This window comes from Microvirga flavescens, assembly GCF_003290125.1.
Classification (GTDB): domain Bacteria; phylum Pseudomonadota; class Alphaproteobacteria; order Rhizobiales; family Beijerinckiaceae; genus Microvirga; species Microvirga flavescens.
The window spans coordinates 1-26,387 of record NZ_QMKH01000012.1; the positions used below are offsets into that span (position 1 = coordinate 1).

At 59.9% G+C, this 26,387-nt stretch carries 30 protein-coding genes; 21 read left to right on the plus strand and 9 right to left on the minus strand.

Annotated features, from left to right (window positions below):
- The 5 genes from DQW91_RS16005 to DQW91_RS16025 form a co-directional block, all read left to right on the plus strand.
- A partial coding sequence (locus DQW91_RS16005) for a methyl-accepting chemotaxis protein (RefSeq protein WP_245411080.1) occupies positions 1–498 on the plus strand: 498 nt, incomplete at its 5' end.
- Between the two features lie 81 nt (positions 499–579).
- The gene (locus DQW91_RS16010; RefSeq protein WP_112664658.1) at positions 580–3,237 is read left to right on the plus strand and encodes a hybrid sensor histidine kinase/response regulator; all 2,658 of its coding nucleotides are present in this window, start codon (positions 580–582) and stop codon (positions 3,235–3,237) included.
- A gap of 44 nt (positions 3,238–3,281) precedes the next feature.
- Complete coding sequence (locus DQW91_RS16015) at positions 3,282–3,737, plus strand: chemotaxis protein CheW (protein ID WP_112664684.1); 456 nt, start codon at positions 3,282–3,284, stop codon at positions 3,735–3,737.
- A 46-nt stretch (positions 3,738–3,783) separates the two neighbouring features.
- On the plus strand, positions 3,784–4,167 hold the full coding sequence (locus tag DQW91_RS16020; protein WP_112664659.1) for a response regulator: 384 nt from the start codon (positions 3,784–3,786) through the stop codon (positions 4,165–4,167).
- Between the two features lie 7 nt (positions 4,168–4,174).
- Positions 4,175–4,891 (plus strand): protein phosphatase CheZ, encoded by a 717-nt coding sequence (locus DQW91_RS16025; protein WP_112664660.1) that lies wholly within the window; start codon positions 4,175–4,177, stop codon positions 4,889–4,891.
- Between the two features lie 65 nt (positions 4,892–4,956).
- Here the strand turns inward: DQW91_RS16025 and DQW91_RS16030 are convergent, their stop codons facing one another.
- Genes DQW91_RS16030 through motA form a run of 7 tightly spaced genes read right to left on the minus strand, consistent with a single transcriptional unit; the run spans position 4,957 to position 10,092 of the window.
- Positions 4,957–5,415: a hypothetical protein gene (locus DQW91_RS16030; protein ID WP_112664661.1), complete on the minus strand. Its 459-nt coding sequence runs from the start codon at positions 5,413–5,415 to the stop codon at positions 4,957–4,959.
- Positions 5,412–6,476, minus strand: a complete 1,065-nt coding sequence (flhB, locus tag DQW91_RS16035; protein ID WP_112664662.1) for a flagellar biosynthesis protein FlhB — start codon at positions 6,474–6,476, stop codon at positions 5,412–5,414. The genes DQW91_RS16030 and flhB overlap by 4 nt, the downstream gene beginning before the upstream one ends.
- A gap of 14 nt (positions 6,477–6,490) precedes the next feature.
- Positions 6,491–7,525: a flagellar motor switch protein FliG gene (locus tag DQW91_RS16040; protein ID WP_112664663.1), complete on the minus strand. Its 1,035-nt coding sequence runs from the start codon at positions 7,523–7,525 to the stop codon at positions 6,491–6,493.
- A gap of 15 nt (positions 7,526–7,540) precedes the next feature.
- On the minus strand, positions 7,541–7,942 hold the full coding sequence (gene fliN / locus DQW91_RS16045) for a flagellar motor switch protein FliN (RefSeq protein ID WP_112664664.1): 402 nt from the start codon (positions 7,940–7,942) through the stop codon (positions 7,541–7,543).
- 53 nt (positions 7,943–7,995) lie between these two features.
- Complete coding sequence (locus tag DQW91_RS16050) at positions 7,996–8,292, minus strand: hypothetical protein (RefSeq protein ID WP_245411081.1); 297 nt, start codon at positions 8,290–8,292, stop codon at positions 7,996–7,998.
- A complete protein-coding gene (locus DQW91_RS16055; protein ID WP_112664665.1) occupies positions 8,273–9,202 on the minus strand; it encodes a flagellar motor switch protein FliM in 930 nt (309 codons plus the stop codon). Before DQW91_RS16055 ends, DQW91_RS16050 begins: the two co-directional genes overlap by 20 nt.
- Positions 9,203–9,204: 2 nt before the next feature.
- Positions 9,205–10,092, minus strand: coding sequence for a flagellar motor stator protein MotA (gene motA, locus DQW91_RS16060; RefSeq protein ID WP_112664666.1), 888 nt, complete (start codon positions 10,090–10,092; stop codon positions 9,205–9,207).
- A 128-nt stretch (positions 10,093–10,220) separates the two neighbouring features.
- Between motA and DQW91_RS16065 the strand changes: the two genes are divergently transcribed.
- From DQW91_RS16065 to DQW91_RS16140, 16 genes are all read left to right on the plus strand, one after another.
- Positions 10,221–10,994 (plus strand): DUF1217 domain-containing protein, encoded by a 774-nt coding sequence (locus DQW91_RS16065; RefSeq protein ID WP_112664667.1) that lies wholly within the window; start codon positions 10,221–10,223, stop codon positions 10,992–10,994.
- A gap of 1 nt (position 10,995) precedes the next feature.
- On the plus strand, positions 10,996–11,721 hold the full coding sequence (flgF, locus tag DQW91_RS16070; RefSeq protein ID WP_112664668.1) for a flagellar basal-body rod protein FlgF: 726 nt from the start codon (positions 10,996–10,998) through the stop codon (positions 11,719–11,721).
- 12 nt (positions 11,722–11,733) lie between these two features.
- A complete protein-coding gene (fliI, locus tag DQW91_RS16075) occupies positions 11,734–13,056 on the plus strand; it encodes a flagellar protein export ATPase FliI (RefSeq protein ID WP_112664669.1) in 1,323 nt (440 codons plus the stop codon).
- Between the two features lie 82 nt (positions 13,057–13,138).
- On the plus strand, positions 13,139–14,368 hold the full coding sequence (locus tag DQW91_RS16080; RefSeq protein WP_112664670.1) for a flagellar hook protein FlgE: 1,230 nt from the start codon (positions 13,139–13,141) through the stop codon (positions 14,366–14,368).
- A gap of 35 nt (positions 14,369–14,403) precedes the next feature.
- The gene (gene flgK, locus DQW91_RS16085; protein ID WP_112664671.1) at positions 14,404–15,873 is read left to right on the plus strand and encodes a flagellar hook-associated protein FlgK; all 1,470 of its coding nucleotides are present in this window, start codon (positions 14,404–14,406) and stop codon (positions 15,871–15,873) included.
- 5 nt (positions 15,874–15,878) lie between these two features.
- The gene (locus DQW91_RS16090) at positions 15,879–16,928 is read left to right on the plus strand and encodes a flagellar hook-associated family protein (RefSeq protein ID WP_112664672.1); all 1,050 of its coding nucleotides are present in this window, start codon (positions 15,879–15,881) and stop codon (positions 16,926–16,928) included.
- Between the two features lie 12 nt (positions 16,929–16,940).
- On the plus strand, positions 16,941–17,291 hold the full coding sequence (gene flaF / locus DQW91_RS16095) for a flagellar biosynthesis regulator FlaF (RefSeq protein ID WP_342633218.1): 351 nt from the start codon (positions 16,941–16,943) through the stop codon (positions 17,289–17,291).
- A complete protein-coding gene (gene flbT / locus DQW91_RS16100; protein ID WP_245411082.1) occupies positions 17,288–17,710 on the plus strand; it encodes a flagellar biosynthesis repressor FlbT in 423 nt (140 codons plus the stop codon). The genes flaF and flbT overlap by 4 nt, the downstream gene beginning before the upstream one ends.
- An 18-nt stretch (positions 17,711–17,728) precedes the next feature.
- Positions 17,729–18,139, plus strand: coding sequence for a flagellar hook assembly protein FlgD (gene flgD, locus DQW91_RS16105; RefSeq protein WP_112664675.1), 411 nt, complete (start codon positions 17,729–17,731; stop codon positions 18,137–18,139).
- A 2-nt stretch (positions 18,140–18,141) separates the two neighbouring features.
- The gene (gene fliQ, locus DQW91_RS16110) at positions 18,142–18,408 is read left to right on the plus strand and encodes a flagellar biosynthesis protein FliQ (protein ID WP_112664676.1); all 267 of its coding nucleotides are present in this window, start codon (positions 18,142–18,144) and stop codon (positions 18,406–18,408) included.
- A gap of 98 nt (positions 18,409–18,506) precedes the next feature.
- On the plus strand, positions 18,507–20,597 hold the full coding sequence (gene flhA, locus DQW91_RS16115) for a flagellar biosynthesis protein FlhA (RefSeq protein WP_112664677.1): 2,091 nt from the start codon (positions 18,507–18,509) through the stop codon (positions 20,595–20,597).
- Positions 20,594–21,346, plus strand: coding sequence for a flagellar biosynthesis protein FliR (gene fliR, locus DQW91_RS16120; protein WP_112664678.1), 753 nt, complete (start codon positions 20,594–20,596; stop codon positions 21,344–21,346). Before flhA ends, fliR begins: the two co-directional genes overlap by 4 nt.
- A 6-nt stretch (positions 21,347–21,352) precedes the next feature.
- Entirely contained in the window at positions 21,353–21,751 is a 399-nt protein-coding gene (locus DQW91_RS16125; RefSeq protein WP_157961486.1) for a hypothetical protein, read from the plus strand.
- Positions 21,752–21,802: 51 nt separating this feature from the next.
- Positions 21,803–22,291, plus strand: coding sequence for a rod-binding protein (locus DQW91_RS16130; protein ID WP_112664680.1), 489 nt, complete (start codon positions 21,803–21,805; stop codon positions 22,289–22,291).
- Positions 22,292–22,320: 29 nt separating this feature from the next.
- Complete coding sequence (locus DQW91_RS16135; protein ID WP_112664681.1) at positions 22,321–22,665, plus strand: flagellar protein FlgN; 345 nt, start codon at positions 22,321–22,323, stop codon at positions 22,663–22,665.
- Positions 22,662–23,111, plus strand: coding sequence for a hypothetical protein (locus DQW91_RS16140; RefSeq protein ID WP_112664682.1), 450 nt, complete (start codon positions 22,662–22,664; stop codon positions 23,109–23,111). Before DQW91_RS16135 ends, DQW91_RS16140 begins: the two co-directional genes overlap by 4 nt.
- 9 nt (positions 23,112–23,120) lie before the next feature.
- Here the strand turns inward: DQW91_RS16140 and DQW91_RS16145 are convergent, their stop codons facing one another.
- Positions 23,121–25,895, minus strand: a complete 2,775-nt coding sequence (locus DQW91_RS16145) for a heparinase II/III domain-containing protein (protein ID WP_112664683.1) — start codon at positions 25,893–25,895, stop codon at positions 23,121–23,123.
- A gap of 241 nt (positions 25,896–26,136) precedes the next feature.
- Positions 26,137–26,387, minus strand: a 251-nt coding sequence (locus DQW91_RS16150) for a winged helix-turn-helix domain-containing protein (protein WP_198411886.1), incomplete at its 5' end; no start/stop codon positions are given.

Genomic DNA, 26,387 nt, shown 5'->3' on the forward strand with positions numbered 1-26,387 from the left:
ATCGCGCTGATCAACAACATCGCGGGCCAGACGAACCTTCTGGCCCTGAACGCGACCATCGAGGCGGCGCGGGCGGGGGAGGCCGGCAAGGGCTTTGCGGTGGTGGCCTCTGAGGTGAAGGAGCTGGCGAACCAGACCTCGAAGGCGACGGACGAGATCTCGGCACAGATCGGCTCGGTGCAGCAGGCGACGGACGAGGCGGTGCGGGCGATCCACGAGATCGCCAAGACGATCACGGAGATGTCGCAGATCTCGGTGTCGATCGCGGCGGCGATGGAGGAGCAGGGCGCGGCGACGGCGGAGATCGCGCGCAACGTGCAGGAGGCCGCGCGCGGCACGGAGATGGTCACCGGCAACATCGGCGATGTCCGCCAGGGCGCCGGCGAGACGGGCGCTGCCGCCTCCCAGGTCCTCGGCGCCGCCCAGGAGCTCGCCCGCCACTCCTCAACCCTCGGCCAGGAGGTCGACGGCTTCCTCTCCGGCGTCAAGGCCGCTTGAGCGATCTCAAGCACGCCTTCAAAGAAACGGAAGCGCCACCTGGCGCTTCCCGGCAAGCGGCATCCAAGGTGAGTTGCGCCAATGGACGATCTTCTTCGTGAGTTTCTGACCGAGACGGGAGAACATCTCGATACGGTCGATGTCGAACTCGTGCGGTTCGAGCAGGATCCGAACAATCAGACGATCCTCGCGAACATTTTCCGTCTGGTTCACACCATCAAGGGAACGTGCGGCTTTTTAGGCTTACCCCGTCTTGAATCGCTGGCCCATGCGGCGGAAACCTTGATGGGAAAATTCCGCGATGGCATGCCGGTCACGACCGAAGCCGTGACGCTGATCCTCGCGACCCTCGACCGGATCAAGGAAATCCTGGGCGAGCTCGAACGCCTAGGCACAGAGCCCGATGGCGAAGACCGCGACCTCATCGACAGGCTCGAGCACATGGCGACTGAGGACGCGCCGGTGGCGCAGCCCGCAGCCGCGCCGCATACTGCCGGAACGCTGAGTTATCAGGTTCTTGAGCGCGAGCTTCGGCCGGGCGAAGTCTCTCTCGATGAATTGGAGCGCGCCTTCCGGGAAACGCCCGGGCCGGGCGCGCCGCCCGCAAAGCCTGCTCCCAAAGTCCCGGCCCTTGCGCCACAGCCAGTGACTTCCGAGACAAAGCCGCCGGAAGGAGCGGAGGCTGGTGAGAGCGAGGCGGCTGTCAACAAAGTTCAATCCATTCGCGTCAATGTGGATACGCTCGAACACCTGATGACGATGGTGTCTGAGCTCGTTCTCACGCGTAATCAGCTTCTTGAAATTTCGCGGCGCGTCGATGACCAGGCTTATAAAGTGCCGCTGCAGCGTCTGTCCCATGTGACAGCGGAGTTGCAGGAAGGGGTGATGAAGACGCGCATGCAGCCCATCGGCAATGCGTGGCAGAAGCTTCCCCGTGTGGTGCGCGATCTCTCGGCGGAACTGTCGAAGCGCATCGACCTTGTCATGCAGGGGGCCGATACGGAATTGGATCGGCAGGTTCTCGACGTTATCAAGGACCCGCTGACCCACATGGTCCGCAACTCCGCCGACCACGGCATTGAGGCGCCGCTTGAGCGCAAGGTTGCCGGAAAGCCGGAGCGCGGAACGATCCGGCTCAACGCCTATCATGAAGGCGGAACGATCACGATCGAAATCGCCGATGACGGGCGCGGTCTCAATTATGCGGCCATTCGGAAGAAGGCCGTGGAGAGAAGTGTCGCGACCGAGCAGGAAGTCGAGCGCATGAGCGATGCGCAGATCGCGAAGTTTATCTTCCATCCCGGCTTCTCGACAGCCAAGGCGGTAACGTCCGTCTCCGGTCGTGGCGTCGGCATGGACGTGGTCAAGACCAATATCGAACTGATCGGCGGAACCGTGGAAATCCGCTCCGAACAGGGGCGCGGTACCACATTCACGATCAAGATCCCGCTGACGTTGGCCATCGTCGCGGCTCTGATCGTCTCGTCCAAGGATCAGCGCTTTGCCATTCCGCAGGTTGCGGTGCTGGAGCTCGTGCGCGTGACGCCGGGCTCCGAGCACACGATCGAGCGGATCAACGGAACGCCCGTCTTACGCCTCCGGGAGCGGCTTCTGCCCATCGTTCCCTTGTCGAAGATCCTCGGCCTTGGCGGCGAGGAGACGGCGGATGAAGGTTTCGTTGTCGTCACGCAGGTCGGCCGCCAGCGCTTCGGAATTCTGGTGGATGGCGTGTTCCACACCGAGGAAATCGTCGTCAAGCCGATGTCTTCCAAGCTTCGCCACATTCAGCTGTTCTCAGGAAATACCATCCTGGGGGACGGTGCGGTCGTCCTCATTGTCGACCCGAACGGCCTTGCGCGCATGGTCGGCTCCGGTGCCGGCGAAGGCCAGCAGGGTGATGAGGCCATTGAGTCGGAAGATCTGATCGAGAATGATCTCACGACGCTCCTTGTCTTTCGTGGCGGCAGCGAAAGCCTTAAGGCGGTTCCGCTTTCGCTCGTCACGCGTCTGGAGGAGATCGACGCGAGCACCATCGAGTGGCTCGGCGGTCGTCCGCTTGTCCAGTACCGTGGCCGCTTGATGCCGCTGGTTTCTGCGGACGAAGCCCTGGAAATCAGGCGAGAGGGAATACAGGCGCTCGTGGTGTTCTCCGATGGTGACCTCGCGATGGGCCTTGCCGTCGATGAAATCGTCGACATCGTTGACGATACGCTGGCCATCGAGCTTGTGGCGGATCGCTCTGATCTCATCGGTTCCGCTGTCATCAAGGGGCGTGCGACGGAGATCGTCAATGTGGCGCACTATCTCCCGTTAGTCCACGAGGCATGGATGCGGTCCACTGCCGATACAGCATCTGTTGCCCGCTCGGTCCTGCTCGTCGATGGGTCTGCGTTCTTCCGCGACATGCTCACCCCCGTTCTGAAGGCATCGGGATACAAGGTTCATGCGGCAGCGAGCGCGGCGGAAGCACTGCAACTCCTTGCGGCAGGTTTGCATGTCGATATCGTCATCACGGATCTCGACCTTCCCGATCGCTCGGGCTTCGACTTTGTCGAGGTCATGCGGGCGTTGCCCGAGGCCGGCGATCTTCCTGTGATTGCCCTCGCTGTGAAGCACGATCCCCGCCAGATCGCACAGGCACGCAAGCTTCACGTTACCGAGCTGGTGGCAAAGTTTGACCGCCGCGGCTTGCTCTCGGCACTCGCTGAACTGAACACCCCTCTTGAGGTCGCGGCATGAAACAGGACAACACGAACAGCCGGATCGTCGTCGGCGCGGGAGAGATGAAGACTTTCGCCGATTACCGCGAATACCCGACCGTGACCGTTGCGGGCCAGATGCTCGCCCTGCCCATCGAGCGTGTGCACGACGTATTCGTGGCCAGCGAGATCACCGCCGTGCCGCTGGCTTCGCGCGAGATCGCCGGGCTACTGAATCTGCGCGGGCGTGTCGTCACCGCCGTCTCGCTGCGCCGGCGTCTTGGATTGCCCGATCTCGAAAAGGTTGAGCGGCGCATGGCGGTGGGGCTCGAGCATCGGGGTGAGGCCTTCGGCCTGCTCGTGGATGAAGTCGGGGAAGTGCTCAAGCTCGATCCCGACGCCCTGCAGCCGAACCCGGTTCACATGGACCCGGAATGGGCCGCGCTCTCGCAAGGGGTCCACCAGCTTGACGGAAAGCTTCTCATCATTCTCGACGTCGATGCCGTGCTCGCCTTCGGGGCTGAAGTGCGCGCTGCTTAGAAAACAGGATTTTTCAACTTCACTGACATGATATGGGACAATCAGCATGAGCCTTGACTTTTCCATCCCCGTTCTCGTCGTCGATGACTATCAGACGATGGTGCGGATTCTCCGCAATCTCCTGAAGCAGGTGGGCTTCAACGACGTGGATGACGCCTCAGACGGCGCAGCCGCCCTCGCCAAGCTCAGGGAGAAGGAATACGGCCTCGTGATTTCCGATTGGAACATGGAGCCGATGACCGGATACGAATTGCTGCAGCAGGTGCGTGCCGATGAAAAGCTGCAGCATCTCCCCTTCATCATGGTAACGGCAGAGTCGAAGACGGAAAATGTCGTTGCCGCAAAGAAGGCGGGCGTGAACAACTACATCGTCAAGCCTTTCAACGCGCAGACCCTGCAGGCGAAAATCTCCGCCGTTCTCGGGGAATGAGACTGGGATGAAAGGCAGAGTCATGAATACGCACAAGAGCTATCGTATCGAAGCGCGGGGCGCGGAGGTACTGACGGACACCGATGCTTCACTCCGGCATGTCGAGATCATGAATGCCTTCGCAGCCTTGCGGGAATTGATGGAGCCGACCCACGAGGTGTCCTATTCGCTCATTGAGGAGCACCGCCGCGATCTGCAAGAGGCTTCGCGCCTCAAGGTTGAGTTGGATGCGATTTCCGAAGCCATTCAACGCACCAAGACCGAGATTGCGACGCTGCATTACGCGGGAGCCCAGGGGCGCGAGATGGCGCGGGTGACCGATGAGCTCGGAGCGATTGTTCTGGATACGGAAGCCGCTACGAACGCAATCCTCGCTGCTGCCGAGAAGGTGGACGAATTGGCCGGCAATCTGGCCGCGCGTCTTTCGGGCGACGATCGCGAGGTTGCACGGGAAGTGGCGGACCAGGTCATCAGCATTTTCGAGGCCTGCAATTTTCAGGACATTACCGGTCAACGCATCAGCAAGGTCGTCAACGCTATGCGGTTCGTCGAAGAGCGCGTGCGCCAGATGATCGAGATCTGGGGCGGCCTCGAAAGCTTCAAGGACGTCAAGACTCATGAGGATACCGAGCGCACCGGCGACAAGGCGCTGCTCAACGGGCCGGCGCTGAGCTCCGACGATGGCTTGACGTCCCAGAACGATATCGATGCCCTCTTCGATTGAGGGCATCGAAGCGGCTGCCGCTCTTCAATGTTGAGTCTGAAGCTACTCTTCTCCGAAGCATTCCGTCATGGAGGAGAGAGAGACATTATTCTGGCGTCGGCCAGAATGCCCTCGAATCTTTTCAGATCGCTCTCCGCATTGCCGGTTCGATTGTCGAGAATGATGCGATGTATCGATACATTGGCTTGAAAACTATTAAGTATTAGTTTGAAGAAAACCGTCGTGGAGGTGTGAACAAACTCCATGTCAAGCACGATTACCGGGGCGTTTGCCCAATCGAATAACGCCTCCGCGCCATGACTATAACATAACGTTCCTTCCTTGAAGAAGAGCTCGGTTGCTGAACTGACCAGATCTTCGATGTTGGCATGCTGTTCATTTAAAACATAGGAAACAAAAACGCCGCAATCGATCAGATAAAGTTCAGAAAGAACGTCTTTCAGATTGGCGATGAGAAGTCTTTCATAGGCTGACAATTCGCCGCCACTCGACCTCCCCGTCAGTCTGTTTTTCTCGTCGTTCATTTCTTTCTCGTCAATACGAAGAAAAGGATCTGGGCAACGGCCCGATAGAAATCTGGTGGAATCATCCGATCCACTTCGACACTATCATACATGGACCTTGCAAGAGCCTTGTCCTCGACAACGGGAACCCCGTGGCGCTCCGCGGCCTCACGGATGCGCAGGGCGACAAGATCGACGCCCTTGGCGATGACGAGGGGAGCGGAGGTTTCCTCGCGCTCGTAGCGCAGGGCAATGGCGTAATGCGTCGGATTGGCGATGACCACGGTCGCGCGGGGCACCGCCGCCAGCATTCTCTTGCGCGAGCGGTCCTGCGCCAACGAGCGCAGGCGAGCCTTGACGAGCGGATCGCCCTCCATCTGCTTGAACTCGTCCTTGATCTCCTGACGGGACATGCGCAGATCGCGTTGCCAGCGAACGCGCGACCAGATCAGGTCGCCCGCCACAAGAACGATGGTTGCGATGCTGACCGCGGAGATCAGGCGGATCGCCATCGTCAGGATCATTTCCGGGACGAGACTCGGATCGCTGAACATGGCGGCTGCAACCTTGTACTGCTCTGAACGAAGGAGAATTATAGAAACAAGAGTAATCGTGAAGAACTTGAAAACAGATTTGAGAAATTCAACGTGTCCCTGGCGTCCAAAGATGCGTCCCCAGCCGCTCATGGGAGAAATACGGGACCATTGCGGCCTGATGCGCTCATAAGCGACGCGCGGAATGTTCTGCAGAATGGACGATGCGAGGCCGCAGATGACGAGAACGACGATGATCGGCGTCAGAAAGCTTCCTATCTCGAGCGCAAGCGCCTGAAAGAGAAGTGTTGCATCCGCGCCGGTCTGCAGGGAAAAGCTTCTCGGATGGTCAATGAAAAGCGCGAGTTTCTCGGTGAGCGCGGCGACGTTTTTGCGGGTGGCGAAGGAAAGGACTATCAGCAGGCCGACGATAGAGGCGAAAACGGGCGCCTCTTTCGAGAAGGGAATATTACCCTTCTCGATGGCATCGCGAATCTTCTTGTCTGTGGCGGCTTCTGTTTTGCTTTCCTTATCGGCCTCTTCAGCCATGCGACACCAGTCGCTTAACGGATATAGGTGTCACCGTCGTTCTCCGAATTGAGTTCGATCTCGCCGCGCCCGGCCATCTCCAGAGCAAGATCGGTAATGGCGCGGCGGGCATCGAGAACGTCGCGTTGGGAGGCCGGCTCTTTCCCGTTGAGTTCGTGTTCCACCATGCGCCGCACGCGCGAGGCAAGCGAGCTGAGGATGATGCTGCGGAAGGCGTCGTCGGTGCCCTTGAGAGCCAGAACGACGCGATCGTTCGGGATCTGATCGAACAAGGCAGTCCGCGCCCGCGGCGTGAGGTTGACGATATCGTCGAAGGTGAAAAGCAGGCTGCGGAGAATTTCGGCCGATTTCGGACGAACGGTGGTCAGGCTCTGCAGAACCTCCTCCATATGGTCGCGTTCCATCTTGTTGATGATGTCAGCCATCTTGGCGTGCGTGTCCGCGCCCATATTGCGGGAGAAGTTGATCATGAAGTCTTCATGGATCGTCTTCTCGATGTTGCGCATCGTCTCATCGACGATGGGCTTGAAGGTCAGCATGCGCCGCATGATGCCGTTACGGAGTGGTGGCGGCAGATGCGCCATGACCTTCGCCGCGCAGGTAGGCTTGACCTTGGACAGAATGAGCGCCGCCGTCTGCGGATGCTCTTTCATGAGATAGGTCGCCAGAACGCCTTCCGCGACATTCGAGATCCTGTCCCAGATGGAACGGTTGGAGTTGCCGAGAATGTCGGTCATCAACTCGGCGACCTGCTCAGGTGGCAGAACACCGCTCAGAAGCTTTTCGACCTCGCCCGCCGTTCCGAACAGGCTTGCGCCATTCGAGAATTGCGCGGCAAACTCTTCTATCAACGCTTCGAGCTGCGTTGGCGCGATAGGCCCGAGTTCTGCCGCCGCACGGGTAATCAGCCGGATCTCCTCCGGCCCGAAATGCTTTAGAAGGCGGCCCGCCGCAGGCTTGCCCATCGCCAGGAGAAGCGTGGCGACCTTGTCCACGCCCTGCAGGGTCCTGACTCCAGAATTTGCTTTAACAGCCGCGCGGCCCGCCATCGTCGATAGTCCGCCTTAGCTGTTGAACTCTGAACTCGGCGGACCGACGATCTCGGTCAGAGAGACGCCGAAGCGCGAGTTGTCATCTTCCACGACGACAACTTCGCCGCGCGCGATCACGCGACCGTTGACCACGACATCGACGGGCTCGCCGACACGATGGTCCAGCGGAACGATGGCACCGCGGCCGAGTTTCATGAGATTGGCCACCGGCATGGTCGCGGAACCGAGAACGACCTGGATCAGGACCGGAATGCGCAAGATGGAATCGAGATTGCGCGCACCGCCGAGCCGGCTGTCGATTGTCTCAGAAGACTTTCCGTCACCCGATTCCGTTTTCGAAAACAGCGCCTCGTTGTGCCAGGTCGGCTCCTCATGCGCCTGGTCTTCTTTTCCGTTCTTGGGCTTCTCCGTCATGGAAGGCCACTCCTCGTTTTCTTGATTAAACCATCAGGTGCATTGTGCAGAAGTCACGCGGTGCCGAGGTCACCGCGTGAACCTGGCGAGAAAGTCTCGAGCTGCGAGGCAAGCGACTTGGCTTCGTCTATCCGGGCAGAGAGTTCATCGAGGGTCACGCGCCCGTCGGTTGCGAAGGTCCGGACCGCGTCGCCTGCAGAGCCAAGAGCAGCAATGCTGTCCTCAAATGCCTTCCTGTATTCCGCCTGGTGGTTCTCGAATTGCTTGAGCTTGCGATACATGAGGACCACGCAAAGGCTGGTTCCGACGAGCGCGAGAAACAAGATGACGTTAGCGAGAGAGGACATCATCGATGAACTCCTGTTCTTGATCCACGAAATCGTCGATACGCAACACGTATGACCCCTCGGCCTGTCCGACATGGCACCAGAACAGGGCCTGCTCGTTGCCCTCCAGCTTCACGCGGCTGCGTGGCGTGGCCTGAAGTTCGAGAACCTGTCCGATCTTGAGGTCTGCGAGTTCGCCAAGCGTGAGATGGCGCTCTTCGAGAACCGCTCGCAGAGAGACTTCCGTTCTCTTGACCTCGCTTGCGATCTGCTTCGTCCAGCGCGGATCGCGGGCGGAAGAGTCACCGGAGAGAACCCGCGCTAGCGTCTGGCGCATGGGGTTCAGGACCGATTGCGGAATAATGACGAACATCTCGCCGCCGCGGTTGAGCGCTTGCAGCAGGAATTTCGCGACGACGGCCTGGTTGTTGCGGCGACCAATGACGGCGAAGTCCATGCGGGTTTCGAGGCGCTCGAATTTGAAGGCGGTGTCGGCGACCAGAGCAAAGGAGGCCTGGAGAGCTTTACCCATCTGCTCGAAAATGGCTTGCGAAATCCGAAGCTCGATGTTCGAGAAACCGCGTTCCTCGTCCACCGGCGGCTCGGAGCCATCCGCGCCGAGAAGAACCTCGACCATCGTGAAGAGAAAGTCCCGGTCGAACCCGACGAGGACCTGGCTGTCCCATTCCGTGGCGTTGAAGACGCCGGCGATGGCGTTCGATTCGTAGCTTTCGAGAATGTCGCCGATGCGCCCGCTCTCGATATGACTGAGCGAATAGTACATCGGAGAGGCTGCGAGGTGTCGCAGATGATCGGCGCAATAGGTCGACATGCGATCGAAGATCACATGCAGCATCGGCAGCCGATCGAGGGAGAGGCCGGCGGCGTCGAGAAGGCGGTCGCGGATATCCGTCGTGCTTTGCGGATTGCTCATGCTCAGGCGGCCTCTTTCCGGGCATCAGCGGCCTGCCCGCCGCCCGAGATCGTCGCGCTTTCAACCTCGTCGATGGTGGGGCGGTCGGCGGATGAAATGGCCTTGCGGCCATGCTCGACGGCGATCTGCGGCAAAGCGCCGTTCATGTAGGCAATCAGGGTTTGCTTGATGATGATGTAGACCCGGCACTGCTTTTCCCGGGTCGACTTGATCTTCAGCGCGAGGGGGGAAAGAATCGCGTAAGAAATGAAAATGCCTGCGAAAGTGCCGACCAGCGCAGCGCCGATGAGGCCGCCCAGAACCTGCGGCGACTGGTCGATGGCGCCCATCGCCTTCACGATGCCGAGGACCGCGGCGACGATGCCGAGGGCGGGAAGAGCCTCTGCGACGGTGGTGAGGGTCGAATAGGGCTTCAGCTTGTCGCGCCGGTGCGTGGCAATTTCTTCGTCCATCAACGCTTCGATTTCGTGAGGCCTGGCATTCCCGATGATGATGAGGCGAACGTAATCGCAGACGAACAGGGTGAGTTCCTTGTCTCTGAGAATGCCCGGGAAGTTGTTGAAGATCGCCGAATCCTGCGGCGCGTCGATATGGCCTTCAACCTCGTTCCGTGGCTTCGTGCGCAACTCCCGCATCAGCGCATAGAGAAGACCGAGAAGTTCGAGATAGTTGCCCCGCTTAGGCACGGAGCTCTTCAACGCTTCAACTGTCGCGCGGCCGGTATCGGTCACGACCGGCATTGGATTGGCGACGATGTACGTGCCAATGGCGATGCCGCCGATGATCACGAACTCCCAGGGTTGCCAGATGACGGCGAGATGCCCCCCCATCGCGACGAAGCCGCCGATAAGGGAGCCGATCGCAACAACCAAGCCGATGATGACGCCCAACGATCCAGCCTCACGGTGTTCTGCCTTGAGCCATCCTTAGGAAGCGAGGCTTGCGCGAGGCTGGACGGGGCGGGGGACAGTTTCGGGCAAGCTCGGGAGGTTAGCCCTGTTCATGACAGGGTGGTCCCATGCTGACGACATTCACGAGTTACCAACTCATCACCAAGGATCTGCAGAAGTCCCTGGCCCGGACGGCCGCGGATCCGGTCATTGCCCGCGATACGGCTTATTATCGCGAGAACATCGGCAAGGTGAAATCCATCGACGATTTCCTTGGTGACCGGCGCCTCTATGCCTATGCGATGAAGGCGTACGGCCTTGAGGACATGACCTACGCCAAGGCATTCATGCGCCGGATCCTGACCGAAGGGATCGATGAAAAAACGAGCTTCGCCAACCGTCTGGCGGATGAGCGTTACAAGAGTTTCGGGGCGGCGTTTAATTTCGTTCGGTATGGCGAGGTGACGACCTCGCTTGAGGCGGCCAATGAAAAGACGGTCGAGAACTACATGCGTCAGTCGCTGGAGGCGACGGCCGGCGAGGAAGATCAGGGCGTGCGGCTGGCGCTCTACTTTCAGCGGAAGGCTGCGGAGATCTCGGGACCATTCGACATTCTCGCCGATCCCGCCCTGCTCCAGGTGGTGCAAACGACCCTGGGGCTCCCGGAGGGCGGAAATATCGATGCGCAGGCAGCGATGATCAAGCATCGTCTCGATATCGAAAGCTTGAAGGACCCCAAGGAGACAGAACGCTTCCTGAAGCGCTTTGCCATCATGTGGGACGCGACCAACAATACGGCGACCGCGCCCGTTTTAACGCTGTTCAACAGCGCCGATACCGGGAGCGGTATGGATGTAGACATGCTGATGAGCCTGCAGCGCATTAAATTCGGAGGCGTGTGACATGCAATCCGCGCTCTACGTTGCCCTTTCGGCGCAAGTCGCTCTCGAGCGTCGCTTGAATACGGTTGCGAACAACCTCGCTAATGTCAGCACGGCGGGCTATCGGGCCGATGAGGTGAAATTCGCCACGGTTCTCTCGAAGGTCGGTAACGACGCCGTCGCTTATTCCTCGTCGGGAGAGACGTACATATCCCGGCGCCCCGGCCTGATCAACAAGACCGACAACCCCCTCGATGTCGCGATACAGGGCGATGCCTGGTTCGCTATGGGCACACCTAACGGAATCGCCTACACCAAGGACGGCCGGATGCAAATGACCGAAGCCGGGGAACTGCAGACCGTGAGCGGGTATTCCGTTCTGGATGCCGGAGGCGCGGCGATCCTTCTCGATCCGCAGGGCCCGGCTCCGACCATCGGGCGGGATGGCTCCATCACGCAAGGAAACAACCAGCTTGGATCGCTCGGCCTCTTCAGGATCGCTGAGGGCAGCCAGCTGACGCGCTATGACAATTCCGGCGTCATGTCGAGCATTCAGCCGCAATTGGTGCAAGACTTCACGTCCATCGGGGTGCAGCAGGGGTACTCGGAAGGCGCCAACGTCAATCCGGTTCTCGAGATGACGAAGATGATTACGATCTCGCGCACCTTCGACAGCGCGGCTTCGACGATTTCGGAAACGGAGTCTTCTCTCTTGAGCGCCATTCGTGCGCTTGGCCCTACGGCATAATGAGAAATCGCGATGAATGCGCTCGACCGGCTTGAGGCCGCTCTCTTCGGAGGGCAGCAGTCCCTGCCGAAAGTGCGCGTCAGTGGCGTGATCGGCGAAGTCACGCCGAGCTTTTACCGCGTGAGCGGTCTCTCGCAATTCGTCAAGCTGGGAGATCGCATCGGCTTCGATGTGAAGGACAGGGTCCATGTCGGCGAAGTCGTGCGCGTCGATGATGGCGGCGTCACGGTCAAGCCGTTTGGTGGCACCATCGATGCCGGGATAGGCACGCGAGTTCGCAGGCTTGGGCAAACGGGCCTTTGTCCTCATCCGAGCTGGAAGGGGCGGGTCATCAACTCCTTGGGCGAGCCCGTCGATGGGCTCGGGCCTCTCATGCCAGGGCCGGACCCGATGCCGAGCGATGCAGAGCCGCCGCCGGCGATGACGCGTGCGCGCGTGCGCACACCTTTGAAGACCGGAGTGCGCGCCATCGACCTTTTCACGCCGATCTGCGAGGGGCAGCGCATCGGTATCTTCGCGGGTTCCGGCGTCGGCAAATCAACGCTTCTGTCTATGATTGCGCGGTGCGAGGGCTTCGACACCATCGTGGTGGCCCTCGTGGGGGAGCGTGGCCGCGAGGTGCGCGAATTCCTCGAGGGGCCTATCGAGCCCAATCGCGCGCGGTCCGTCATCGTCGTTTCCACGGGTGATGAGAGCCCCATGATGCGGCGACAAGCGCCGAAAACGGCGCTCTGCGTTGCGGAATATTATCGTGATCGTGGCGAATCCGTTCTCCTCATCGTCGATTCCGTCACCCGCTACGCTCATGCGGCGCGGGATGTGGCGCTGGCCGCAGGTGAGCCTGCCGTCGCGCGCGGCTATACGCCAAGCGTCTTCAGCGACCTGCCGCGCCTTCTTGAGCGTGCCGGGCCGGGGGAAGATGGAAAGGGCTCGATCACCGGCATCTTCTCCGTCCTCATCGATGGCGACGATCACAACGACCCTGTTGCCGACAACATTCGCGGTACGCTCGATGGTCACATCGTTCTCGACCGCGCGATTGCGGATCAAGGACGCTATCCCGCCATCAACGTTCTGGGGTCGATTTCGCGCTTGGCTGATAATGTCTGGACGGCCGAACAGCGCGATCTCGTCCGCAGGCTCCGCACTCTCATCGCGCGGTTCGAGGATACACGCGATCTGCGGCTGATGGGAGGCTACCAGGCGGGAAACGACACCGAGCTCGATCAGGCGGTGGTGATCGTTCCCAAGATCTATGAGGCCCTGCGGCAGGACCCGACAATGCCTGCGAGCACCGATGCCTTTGTCGAACTGGCGCAGCTGCTGCGGCCTTGAACGATGGTTCTCATCGGCAGGCCAGCCTCGCGCAAGCCAAGACTCGTCTATTGAAACAAAGACCTTTTCATGGGAGCCCGGTATGAGTCTCTATGGTGTCCTTCGCAGCGGTGTTTCCGGCATGAACGCCCAGTCCAACAAGCTGGGAACAGTGGCGGAAAACATCCAGAACGCGAGCACGAGCGGTTACAAACGCGCTTCGACCGAGTTCTCATCGCTGATTCTGTCCTCCGGCAACGGAGCCTATAATTCCGGCGCGGTGACGACGAAGGTCCGCTATTCCATCGGCGATCAGGGGCCGATTTCATACACCACTTCGGGAAGCGATCTCGCCATTTCGGGCAACGGCTTCTTCGTGGTGTCTGACAAGACGGGCACGCCCTATCTGACGCGCGCGGGCAATTTCGTCGTCGATGGCCCGACAGGAAATCTCGTCAACGCCGCGGGCTTCCAGCTCATGGGCTACAGCCTTGCCGGCGGGCAGCCGAACGTCGCTCTCAACAGCCTCACCGGTCTTGTGCCTGTGAACGTTTCGTCGATGGCGATGCAGGCGCGGCCGACGACGAGCGGAAGCATCACAGGAAATCTGCCGTTCGACGCAACGCCAGAGCTTCCGGCGAACCGGCCTCCGGCGGGCACGACCTATACGAAAAAATCGTCGCTTGTGACCTACGACAATGTCGGCAACAAGGTCACCCTCGATATCTATCTGACCAAAGCAACGGCCAATACATGGGAAGTCGCGATCTTCGATGCGGCCAATCCCGCGAGCTTCCCCGCTACGCCGCTCAGCGGCCCGACGACGCTGACTTTCGATGCGATGGGACAACTGACGGGCCCGAGCACCGCCGCCTTCACGATCCCGAACGGCCAGCCTTTCACGTTCAACATGGCCGGCATGACGCAGTTGGCGGGCGAATATCAGGTGACGGGTGCGGCGGACGGTAATGCACCGACAGCGGTGAAAGGCGCGGAGTTCGGCTCGGACGGCACCGTCTATGCCGTTTATGAGGACGGCACGCGCATCGCTTCCTACAAGGTTCCGCTGGCGAATGTTCCAAGCCCCGACAACCTCACGCCGCGTGCGGGCAATGTCTATGAAGCCAGCATCGGGTCCGGCGGCATTCAGGTCGGCTTTGCGGAGCAGGGGGGCCTTGGCACCATCTCCGTTGGCGCGCTCGAACAGTCGAATGTCGATATCGGCACGGAGCTCACGGCGATGATCGAGGCGCAGACAGGTTATACGGCGAACTCGAAGGTCTTCCAGACGGGCTCCGAGCTTCTGGATGTTCTCATGAATCTGAAACGCTGAAGTCTTCTCAAGGGTAACAGCTGGGGCATCGCATCATGGGCTTGTCTCTCGCGCTCAACACGGCGCGTTCATCACTTCTTGCCTCGTCGGCGCAGATGTCCGTGGTTTCGCGCAACACGGCTGGCGCGACGGATCCCGCCTATTCCCGAAAGATTGCTTCCATCGTCTCCGGCAGCGGCTCCGCGCGGGTGGTCATCAACCGTGCGACTGATACCGCGCTGTTCTACAAGATGCTGGAGACGACATCGGGCGCGGCCGGTCAGCAGGCCTTGCTGGATGGGCTCGACAAGCTCAAGCAGACAGTCGGCGACACGGCGCTGAACACGTCTCCCGCCGCGCGGATCGGCGCGCTGAACGCGGCCCTCCAGCAATATGCGAAGGAGCCGGATAACCTCATTCTCGGGCAGGCGGTTGTCTCAAAGGCCAGGAGCCTTGTGACGACACTGAACGACGCGACCGCGACCATTCAGAACGCTCGCGCCGAGGCCGATGCCGGAATCGCGGATTCCGTGGCCAACATCAACGATCTCTTGAGCCGGCTGGCGACGGTCAACCAAACGGTCGTCAAGGGCACGGCCTCCGGCATCGATGTCAGCGACGCTCTCGATACCCGCGACAACATTCTGGCCAAACTCTCGGAAGAGATGGGCATCACCGTCGTCACGCGAGAGAACAACGATGTCGCGGTCTATACCGATAGCGGCGTCACGTTGTTCGAGCGGACCCCGCGCACCGTTACCTTCAACGCCACGGCGACATACAGCGCCAGCACGGTGGGCGCCGCGGTTTACATCGATGGCGTGCAGGTGACGGGCCAGGGCGCGCCGATGCCTCTGCATGAGGGGCGCATCACCGGCTTGGCGACATTGCGCGATGATGTCGCCACGACCTACCAGAGCCAACTGGATGAAATCGCACGTGGGTTGATCGAGGCTTTTGCCGAGTCTGATCAGTCGGCCGTGCCGGCTTTGCCGAATGTAGCGGGCCTCTTCACTTATAGCGGCGGTCCCGGCCTGCCGGCCGGCCCCGCGCTTCAGGGCCTTGCAGGATCGCTCAATGTCAACGCCCTCGTCGATCCCGCGCAGGGCGGAACGCTGGAGTTGCTGCGCGATGGCGGCATCAACGGTGCGGCTTACGACTATAATCCCGGCGCTGCCGGCACGAATGCCGCGTTCTCGGACAGGCTTTATGAGCTTGCCGACAAACTTGCGGCGGATCGGGCCTTCAATCCGGCCCTGGGGCTCGGCGCAACGGCAAGCCTGACCGGCTTTGCCGCGTCCTCGGCGAGTTGGCTCGAAGCAGGCCGGAAGAACACATCGAGCGAGCTCGGCTACCGGACCACGCTTCTCGGCCATGCCTCGGAGGCCCTGTCGAATGCGACAGGCGTGAACATGGACGACGAGACGGCACTGATGCTGCAGCTCGAAAAGTCTTACTCAGCCTCAGCGAAACTGATCTCCATTATCGACGAGATGTTGAAGACGCTTCTGAATGCGGTGGGGTAAAGACCATGAAAACGACCTTCATCTCCACACTCAATCTCTGGAATTCTCCGCGCAGCACCATCAACAAGCTGCAGGCCGATCTCGCCAAGGCCAACCAGGAAATTGCGACGGGACGACATGCGGATGTCGGCCTCGCACTGGGATACCGGACCGGGCAGAGCATCACGCTCCGGCAGGAAAAAGAAGAAATCGGCGCGCTGATGGACAGCAACGGCACGGTGACCTTGCGCCTCAGCACCACCAAGGGCGCGATGGACAACATCAGAACATCCGCCGAGAATTTCCTGAACTCTCTCCTCTCCGTTCCTCCGCTGGAGCGCGGCGCGGAAACCGTGCAGAGCAATGCTGGAACACAACTCAAGGCCCTGATTTCGGAACTTAACAAGTCGAGCGGCGGGCAATACATCTTCGGCGGAACGAACACCAAGCAGTTGCCGATCGACGATTATTATGGAACGCCCGCGCCGGCCTCCAAGGTGGCTGTCGATGCCGCCTTCATGACGGAATTCGGAATATCGCAGACCGATCCCAACGTGTTCAATATCACGGCGGCGCAGATGGACACGTTCCTGAACGGCGCTTTCACGACGCTCTTCGATGCGCCGAACTGGTCGGCCACCTGGTCTTCGGCATCGAGCCAGAACATCGAAAGCCGGGTTTCGACAACGGAGCGGATCGAGACATCGGCTAACGCGAACGAGGATGCCATGCGCAAGTTCGCAATGGCCCTCACGATGGCGGCGGATCTCGGCCTCGCGAGCATGAGGACGGAGACCCAGCAGGTTGTCGTCGATAAGGTCATTTCGATCCTGGGCACTGTCGGCAACGGACTCATCGACATCCAGTCCCGCCTCGGGATCGCGGAGAAGACGGTGACGGATGCCAACTCGCGAATGGGCATCCAGAAGAATGTCCTTGAAACCGGGATCGGCAGCCTTGAGGACGTCGACCCCGGCGAGGCGAAAACAAGGGTCGATGCCCTCACGACGCAGATTCAGATGTCTTACTCCCTGACATCGCAGCTGCGGCAACTCAGCCTTCTCAATTACCTCTAAGAACCAGGGTGCATGATGTACCGCCATTCGTATGCTGAAGTTCTCGAAGACGCCTCCGACGGATGCCGCGAGCGGGAGAGGATGGCCTTCGACCGCGCCATCGACCTCCTGAATGCCGCCGATGCGCAGGGCCACAATTCCCCGGAAAGCTCGGACGCCATTTCCTTCGTCCAGAGACTCTGGACGCTCCTCATCGAGGACCTCGTCAGCACGGAAAATGGATTGCCGGACGCTCTGAAAGGCCAGCTTGTCTCTGTCGGTCTCTGGATCGTCAAGGAGGCGGACATGATCCGCCAGGGCCAGTCCACCAACTACCGGGCGCTCATCGAGATGAACACCATGATCCGGGATGGGTTGCGATGAACAGGTCCATGCATCTCTCGTTGAGAGCCGGCGAGCGCATATTCATCAACGGCGCGGTTCTGCGGGTCGACCGGAAAGTGACGATCGAGCTTCTGAACGATGCGACGTTCCTTCTGGAAAATCACGTCCTCCAGGTGGAGGAGGCGGCGACACCCCTGCGGCAGCTTTATTTTGTGGCGCAGGCGATGCTGATCGACCCGAGCAGTTCGGACAAGGCGCGGACGATGTTCCGTGATCTTCAGACCGCAACGCGCCAGTCGTTCGAGAACGAGAACATTCTCTCCGGTCTCGCCAGTGTCTCAGAGCTGATCGAGGCAGGGCGGACGTTCGATGCCCTGAAAATTCTCCGCAGCCTGTTCTCCACCGAGAATGACGTTCTTACGGGTGGCGCTACCAAGGCCCCCACGCAAGCGGCTTGAACCGAAGGAAACCGAGACATGGACGTCAGCAACGTTACGGCCCTCGCCAACGCCTCACAAAAATCCTCCGGCGCGACCTCCGCGAAAAGCTCGGCGGCGACGCTGAACTACAATACCTTCCTCAAGCTCCTTCTGGAGCAGATGAAGAACCAGGACCCGACCGCGCCGATGAAATCGACGGACTACATGGCGCAGCTGGCGACTTTTTCGCAGGTCGAGCAAAGCATGATCTCGAATTCCAAGCTCGACGCGATCCTCTCCTCATCGGCTCTGTCCCAGGCGGACAGCGTGATCGGGCGCACCATCACCTCCGCCGACGGAGTGATCTCCGGACAGGTCGCCTCGGTGCGGGTGACGAATGAGGGCGCTGTCGCAAAGCTGGCCGATGGCAGCGAATTGCTGCTTGGCCCCGGCATCGTGGTCAGCTGATCATGAATGAGGCCGATGCTCTTGAAATCGTTCGCGCTGCGATCTGGACGATCATCGTCGGCGCGGGCCCCGCAGTAGGCGCGGCCATGGTCGTTGGCATCGCCATCGCGCTGGTGCAGGCGTTGACCCAGATTCAGGAAGTCACGCTGACCTTTATCCCGAAGATCATCGCGATCCTCCTGGTAACCCTCGTGACGGGATCGTTCATCGGCGCGCAGATCTTCACCTTCACCGAGGAAGTTTACGGCCGCATCGTCACGGGCTTCTGACGAGGTTGATAACGTTCCCTGCTAAGCGGCGAAGATAGCTTCACGCAAGCTTTGTAGCCGAATCCTTGGCCGATTGGGGTAAGAGGGTTCTGGCCGAGATGGCGGTAAGCGACGTTTCCAGCGCCGGCATTACGGAAGGCGCGAAGAGCAGGGACATCGCTTTTGCAGGCGGCATCGTCTGCATTCTCGCAATTCTCTTCTTGCCGATCCCGGCCTTTCTCATCGATATCGGGCTGGCCCTGTCCATTGCCCTGTCGGTGTTGATCCTGATGGTCGCGCTCTGGATTCAGAAGCCCCTCGAATTCTCCGCGTTCCCGACCGTTCTTCTCATCGTCACCATGTTGCGGCTGGCGCTCGGCATTGCCACGACGCGTCTTATCCTCGCCAACGGGCACCAGGGCGTTGGGGCCGCAGGTCACGTCATCAACGGCTTTTCGCAATTCGTCATGAGCGGCGATTTCGTGATCGGCCTTGTGGTCTTCGTGATCCTGATCACCGTCAACTTTCTGGTGATTACCAAGGGCGCGACCCGTATCGCGGAAGTCGGCGCGCGCTTCACCCTCGATGCGATCCCCGGTAAGCAGATGGCGATCGATGCGGATTTGAACGCAGGCCTGATTGACGACAAGGAGGCGCAACACCGCCGGCGGGAATTGGAGGAGGAGAGCGCCTTCTTCGGTTCAATGGACGGTGCTTCGAAATTCGTGCGCGGCGAGGCCGTGGCGAGCCTTATCACGATTGCAGTCAACATTTTCGGTGGCATCATTATCGGCGTCACCCGCCACGGCATGCCGCTGTCGAAGGCTGCCGACGTCTTCACGAAGCTTTCCGTCGGCGACGGCCTGGTGTCGCAGATACCCGCGCTCGTTGTCTCCCTGGCGGCGGGCCTTCTCGTCTCGAAGGGCGGAACACGGGGCACGGCGGAGCAGGCGGTGCTGGGCCAGCTCGGCGCCTATCCGCGCGCGCTCACCGTCGCCTCGGCGCTCATGTTCGTCTTCGCGATGGTTCCGGGGTTGCCGCTTCTGCCGTTCACGATCCTGGGGCTTCTCCTCGCCTTCGTGGCCTACACGATCCCGAAGCGTCTTGCCGAGCAACAGGCCGCTGCGAAGGCGAAAGCGGCGGCGATTGAGGAAAAGAGCCGCATCGAGAGCAAGGATTCCGTCAAGGAATCCCTCAAGACGGCGGAGATCGAGCTTTGCCTTGGCAAGCACCTTGCGGTGCAATTGCTGAGCGCGCACAGCGAGCTTGCACACCGTGTCAGCAAGATGCGCCGGAAGTTCGCCCAGCAATACGGGTTCGTCGTGCCCGATATCAAGGTTACCGACAGTCTCGCCATTCCGGCCAAGCACTATCAGGTGAAAATTCACGGAACGGTTGTCTCCTCGCAAGAAGCGCGCCCCGGCGAGCTTCTCGTCGTCATCGGGGATGGGCCGATGCCGGATGTGCCGGGCGATGAGATACGAGAGCCAGCCTTCGGCATGAAGGCGATGTGGATTTCAGATTCCTATGCGAGCGAAGTCAAACGTCAGGGTTTCGAACCCGTGGACAGCAACTCCGTTCTTCTCACGCATCTCAGTGAGGTGATCCGCAACAACCTTCCTCACCTTCTTTCATACAAGGACATGCGGGCGCTGTTCGACAGGCTCGATCCGGAATACAAGAAGTTGATCGACGACATCTGCCCGTCGCAGATCTCCTATTCCGGTCTGCAAGCGGTCCTCAAGCTCCTTTTGGCAGAGCGGGTCTCCATCCGCAATCTTCACCTCATTCTCGAGGCCATTGCCGAGATCGCGCCCCACGCTCGGCGCTCTGAACAAGTGGTGGAACATGTGCGCATGCGGATTTCGCAGCAGATCTGCGGAGACCTAGCCGAGGGCGGTGTTCTCAATGTCCTGCGTCTCGGGAACCGTTGGGACCTTGCCTTCCACCAGAGCCTCAAGCGCGATGCGAAGGGCGACGTCATCGAGTTCGATATCGATCCGCGCCTTGTGGAGCAGTTCGGAACGGAAGCGTCAGAGGCGATCAAGCAACGCATGAAGGAAGTTCATGGCTTTGCCATCGTCACTGCACCGGACGCCCGGCCGTATGTGCGGATGATTATCGAGCGGCTTTTTTCCACACTGCCGGTGCTCTCGCATCTGGAGATCGCCCGTGGGGTCGAAATCAAGTCGCTTGGTACGATTTCGTGACGACGGTTACGCCTCAGACCTTCATCGCGATCTTCCTGATCTTCTGCCGCATCGGTGGTTGCCTCTTGATCATGCCGGGTTTCTCAAGCGCCCGCGTTCCGCCGCAGGTCCGGCTCTTCATCGCGCTGTCCGTTACTTTCGCTCTTTCGCCGCTCCTGCTCGACAAGTTTCAAGGGCACCTTCCAGGCAACGATGCCGCTCTTTTTCTTTGGATTGCATCCGAGACCCTGACGGGCCTGACGATCGGCCTTCTGGGGCGCATCTTCTTCATGGCGTTGCAGACCCTTCTAACGGCCATCGCGATGTCCATCGGGTTTGGCAGCATTCCCGGCACGCCTATCGATGAAACGGACCCGATGCCCGCTCTCGGCTCCCTTATCATGATGGTGGCGACGGCGCTCCTGTTCATCTCCGATCTGCAATGGGAGCTGTTTCGCGGGTTGGTTGCCTCCTATTCACGCCTGCCGCCGGGGCAGGGGTTCGGCGCGCAGACGGCGCTGGTCCAGATCACGGATCAAATCACCGATGCGTTCCTTCTTTCCCTGCGCATCAGCTCTCCGTTCATCATCTATTCGGTCATCGTGAACCTGGCGGTGGGCATCACGAACAAGCTGACGCCGCAAATACCGGTCTACTTTCTGGCAACGCCCTTTGTTCTCCTCGGCGGGCTGCTGATGCTCTATTTTCTCTTCACGGAGTTCATGTCGCTTTTCATGGCCGGTTTCATTCAATGGCTCAGCCACGGGTAAGGCTCGATGGATAAGCGGCTTCGCAAGACACAACGCCTTCTTAAAGTTCAAGAACAAATGCACAGGATCGCCGAATGGAAGCTTGCGGGCTTGCAGCGACAGGCGAGCGAACTGCGCGATGCTCAGGAAACCCTCATCCAGACCCTGAATGACGATGATGCGCTGCATGGCCTTTTCGTCGCACCTGCCGCTCGCCGCCTTCAGCAGCTGGCGGGGCAATCCAGCCAGGTTGAAGCGGCGCAAACTGCGCAAAGCCAGATCGTTCTCGACAAAGCCATGCAGGTGAAACGCACGGAGCGTATGGTTGGTACGCTTGAACAGGAACATCGGCGAAACACTGAAAAGAAGGACTACCTGAGCCTGCTCGACAGGTTGGCGACGAAACGCGACGCAAGCCTCCCGTAAGCTAGAGACGATAGAAAAGCGCAAGTGATTTAAGGACAGCGAAGGGCGACTATGGGGATCAACCCACCCTCAGACATCGTGCATGACGTTGCGCGCGCCGCCGATCCGATGCGCTACCAGGCCGCCGCCAACAGGCTTTCCCAGATTGCCGGAGCCTCCAACCCCGGCGAGTTCGCGGAAGCCTTCAAGGCGGCGGCTGGCTTGTCAAGCAGCCACCTGCCGCCGGATACCTATGCCGCTCGAACCATCATTCGCAGCGATGCCTTGAACGGGCCCGGCAAGTCCAAGGCGGCTTACGAGAAGTTCGAAGCCTTCGTTCTCCAGACCTTCATCGAATCCATGATGCCGAAGGATGCGGATTCCGTATTCGGAAAGGGCACGGCCGGAAGCATCTGGAAATCCATGATGGCGGAGCAGATCGGAACGCAGATTTCGAGAACCGGCGGAATCGGCATTGCCAAAAGAGTCTTTGCCGCTCACCCTCCCGCGGAATCGATCCATCCCGGCGTGACGACGGATCGTCGCGCGGAAGCGTTGTGAACGGCACGGCAAAAGAGCGATCATTTCTCATGATGACCAATTCTCTCGACAGGCTCGAAGACACGATTGAGGCAGAAACCGCCGCGCTGCTCTCCCACGACTGGTCTGACCAGCCAGAGTTTAACCGCCGCAAAAGTCAGGGCCTTCTGGAGCTGAGCCGAATGGTGCGCGCCATCGATACCGCATCCCTCGACCATGAAACCATCGCACGCCTCAAGCGTCTGCGCGCGAAGATCGAGCTGAACCACTCCGTTCTCGAGATGAACCTGCGCGCCGTACAGGAGGTTGCCGATATTGTTTCCGGCGCCATCCGGAATGCGGAATCGGACGGCACGTACTCGGCATTCGTGCGCCGGCAGGATGAGGCGAGATGACTCGCATTCTCGTCACGGGGTTCTGGATTTGCGCCATCACCCTGATGTCGTGCTATGCGGCTGTGTATTGGGGTGTGGGGATCAAGAAAACCAAGAGCGAGCAATACCTCGAAGGTCTTGAATACCAGAAGGTGCGCGCCATCAACGTACCCATGATCGCCGATGGCGCGGTGCAAGGATATGTGATCGCCAACCTCGTCTTTACCGCCGACGCCAAAACACTGCGCACTTTGCCGGTGCCGCCGGATGCCTTTGTCATCGATGAGACTTTCCGACAAGTCTATTCGGACGACAAGCTGGATTTCCGCAAGCTGTCGAAATACAATGTCTCCAATCTTTTGGCGAACATCAAGACCCGGGTCAACGAGCGCCTCGGCGCCGATATCGTCAAGGATATCCTGGTCGAGAACTTCAATTTCGTGAACAAGAGCGACATCAGGTCCTGATCCTGCACATCAGGAGCTGAAGCTGGCGACAAGAATATCCTTCAGTTCCGCGCTCTCGACAATCGCTTTCAACCGCTTCAGGCTGCTATCGTCCAAACTCAGCAAAACACCGCCGCATACGCTTTTTGGCCCGGCAAAGGCATAGCGAATGGTGTTGGCGGGCTCCAGCGTGCCCGGGCGGCGGGACACAAAACCCTGAACGGATGAAGGACGTTCGTTGCGCCCTTGCGCGATTTCAAATCCTCCAAAGCGGCCCTGAATGGCATGCGGTACGATCCGCAATTTTCTTTTGTCGCGAACGCCGACGGCAAGCTGCGGCCCCGCGATGAAAGCGGTGACCTCGGGCTCCAGATGCAAGAGACCTTCGAAAATCAAAGATGCCCCGCTTCCGGCGAAATGGTCGAACACCGCAATTGCGCTGAGATTATTCAGAAACACGAAGATGCGGCGATGGGCATAGTCGGGGCCATGAACATTGCTCACGATGTCGAGTATCGTCACTCCTGCGAGGGATGTGGCGGCACGCAACCATGCGGTGCCTGACGTCGGCTCCCGCCCGTCCGGCATCGCGACACTATGCGCTCTTGGGGAGATGAGATACTGGCGCGGCGGTCCCGCTTCCGCATCGGCGGCGCCGCCGGCATCGGTAATCCAGCGAACCCCGCCGGCCGCATAGTTGAACGACGTGCAGTCGAAATGGCCGTGCATCTGGCGCTGCATTGCGAACGAAGCGCTCAGGTGAGCCCATGGACGGCCTTGTTCGAAATAGCGGGCGGCAGCGATCCCGCTCTTTTCGAAGACGAGAGTTCTCGCCCCTTCGGGGTAGGACAGCTCCGAGCGGATCGCGTCATCGGAGATCCAGGGCTGGCCGTAGCGGGCCAAGAGACGCCGCATCCACGGAGCATGAGCATAGCCATGCGGCGCATCCCCGAAGGCTGGAAGCGCACCGCTTGGGTCCGTCAGTGCAATGCACGAGCGTGCAGGTCCTTGCAGACGCGGCAGGAGTTCCTGCCTGAACGAAGCGGCCTCGGGGAGCGGCTCCAGTATGCTGTTGAGAATCAGGCCGAGCGAAATCAGTTCCAGCCGATAATGCTGCGACGGCTCGGCGATGGTCCCATCCGGTGCGATCAGCGCGCCATATCCTTCGCGCAGATGTTCGAGGGCGAGCGATGACCAGTAGCGCGAAAGAGGAAGGCGCGGCAGGGCCTGTGCGATTGCAAGGAGCGCGGCAGCCGCGTGGATTTGATGAATCGAGAGGGGAAAGACGTTCTGGCCGACGATCTCCGCAAGGGCAAAGCCGTGCCGGATCGTTTCCCCGAGAAGCGTGATGAGGGCGCGAAGATCTTTATTCTTCGACGGTGTTTCAAGAGCAAGAAGTTCGAGAAAAACTTCCGCGCGTCGCGCCAGGGCCAGCGGGTGAGAACTCAACCCGTCTTTCGGCGATCCCCACGGATTCTCGTTCAACCAGGAGAGCGCGATGCTGATGGCGTGATCGATTGAGGCGGGCGTATCGTGCGGCAGATCAAGAAGCCAGCTCAGGGATTGAAAATCGAGCCGCCATGCGGGCGAGCGAAACGGATCTTCTGTCCATGTCAGATCGTTTGGCAACTGCCATGCGGGAAAGGTCGCAAGACTGATATGGCCAGAAGAGAATTCCTGACGTTCGCCAAGCTGAATGCTGCGCAGCTTTTTCTGGATCGTGAACGCTGTGCCCAGCGGCTCGCTTCCAAGCAGAGTGTCGAGCAAATCTGCTTGCACAAGCTTTCCGTCGCGCATCGGTGTCAGGGCGAGCCGCTCGACAAGATCATGAAGGAAGCGGGTCGCTCCAGCCGACTCTTCGGTGGAGATGCTTTCGAGCAGGAGGCAATCTTCGAGTGATGCTTCAAGAGGAAGCACCAATTCCATATCGACATCGTCCCGCCACGCCTGGAATCCGATTTCGACGAAAGCCGCCTCGTGAGGAGGCAGGAGTTCCAAGGTGAACCGGTTGGCCTGGAGATTGGTCGGGATATTGACGAAAGCGCCGATGGCCGGCGTGGCGAGCGTTTCCGCATAAGGCGGAGCGATGGCATTGCCGAGTGCATCGCGGTAGACAATGCGGGCTAGGGCCCCGTCGCGTTCGGCTCCTTTGGCGATCACCTGCCCACGGATGAAAAGCCGGTGTCCCGGAACGACGCCGTAACCAAGCCATTGCGGATCTGTGCGCAGGGCCCGCCACCGGCGTGGCACGGGGATGGAAGCGTGCAGCTCCTCCTGAGAGGGACGAGGCTCTTGCGTTGTTTCTGCCGCTGCGCGGCCCTGCACGAATTGCCGAAGGGAAAGACGCTCGACGCGGAAGGGATGCGAATTGCGCCACGAGCGAATGGTGATTGTGAGGCTTGTCGCAGGGGCGGGGACGAAAAAGCCGACGCGAGCGTGGCCTGTGTGGGTCAGTTCACTATGCCTGTCATGATAGGCGGGCCCTGGAACAAAATCGCAATAGGGGTCGATTTGCGCACGATGCAATCCCGGAACAGAAGCAAAGTCGATGAGCGATCCATCATCGGCGTGAAAAGAAAATCCGATGGCGGCAAAGTCCTGAACATTGCGCGCTTCTTCATCGGACTCCCAGCTGATCCGAAAGCTGAATTCGCACCACACATCAGGCGCCAGATCGCGGAATTTCAGAACGACGCGCGACCAGCGGTTCTTGGTCGCGATGGTGTGCTGCCCATCGGCGGGGCCAGGTGCGGCGTCGCCGGCGTGCTGCACCGAAGTCGGCAGAATGTTTTTGACACCAGGCATGGAGGCAGAAACGCTCCGACTCTGAAAAGACTCGCTTCAATACGTGCATGGTGCAGGTGCGTTCCATGCGCAACATCATAACCGTGAATCGGGGACGAATCCGGCGGATGGTTCTTTCTTCTGAACACGACACCTTCGCGCAAGCAACCGAAACTAGACATGCCTGTGCGGTATGGACCTGAGTGCAGATCGCAATGCTTCTTCGAACCTGCGATCTGCAAAGGAGGGATGCTTGCGATCTTTACCCGACGAAGGTGTATCCGATGTATCGCTTTGCTTCGATGGGATCGTGTCCGAGCTTGAAGCGGAGCTTCTTGCGGAGCTTGCTGATGTGGCCTTCGATGACGCTTTCCTCGACGTCGTTGGAATAGATTCCGTAGATGGCGTTGAAGATCTGCGTCTTGGTCAGGCGGCGTCCGCGGTTGCGCACGAGGTATTCGAGAATGTGGCGCTCGCGGCGGGGCAGGATGAGGCTCTGGTTGTCGATCTCGG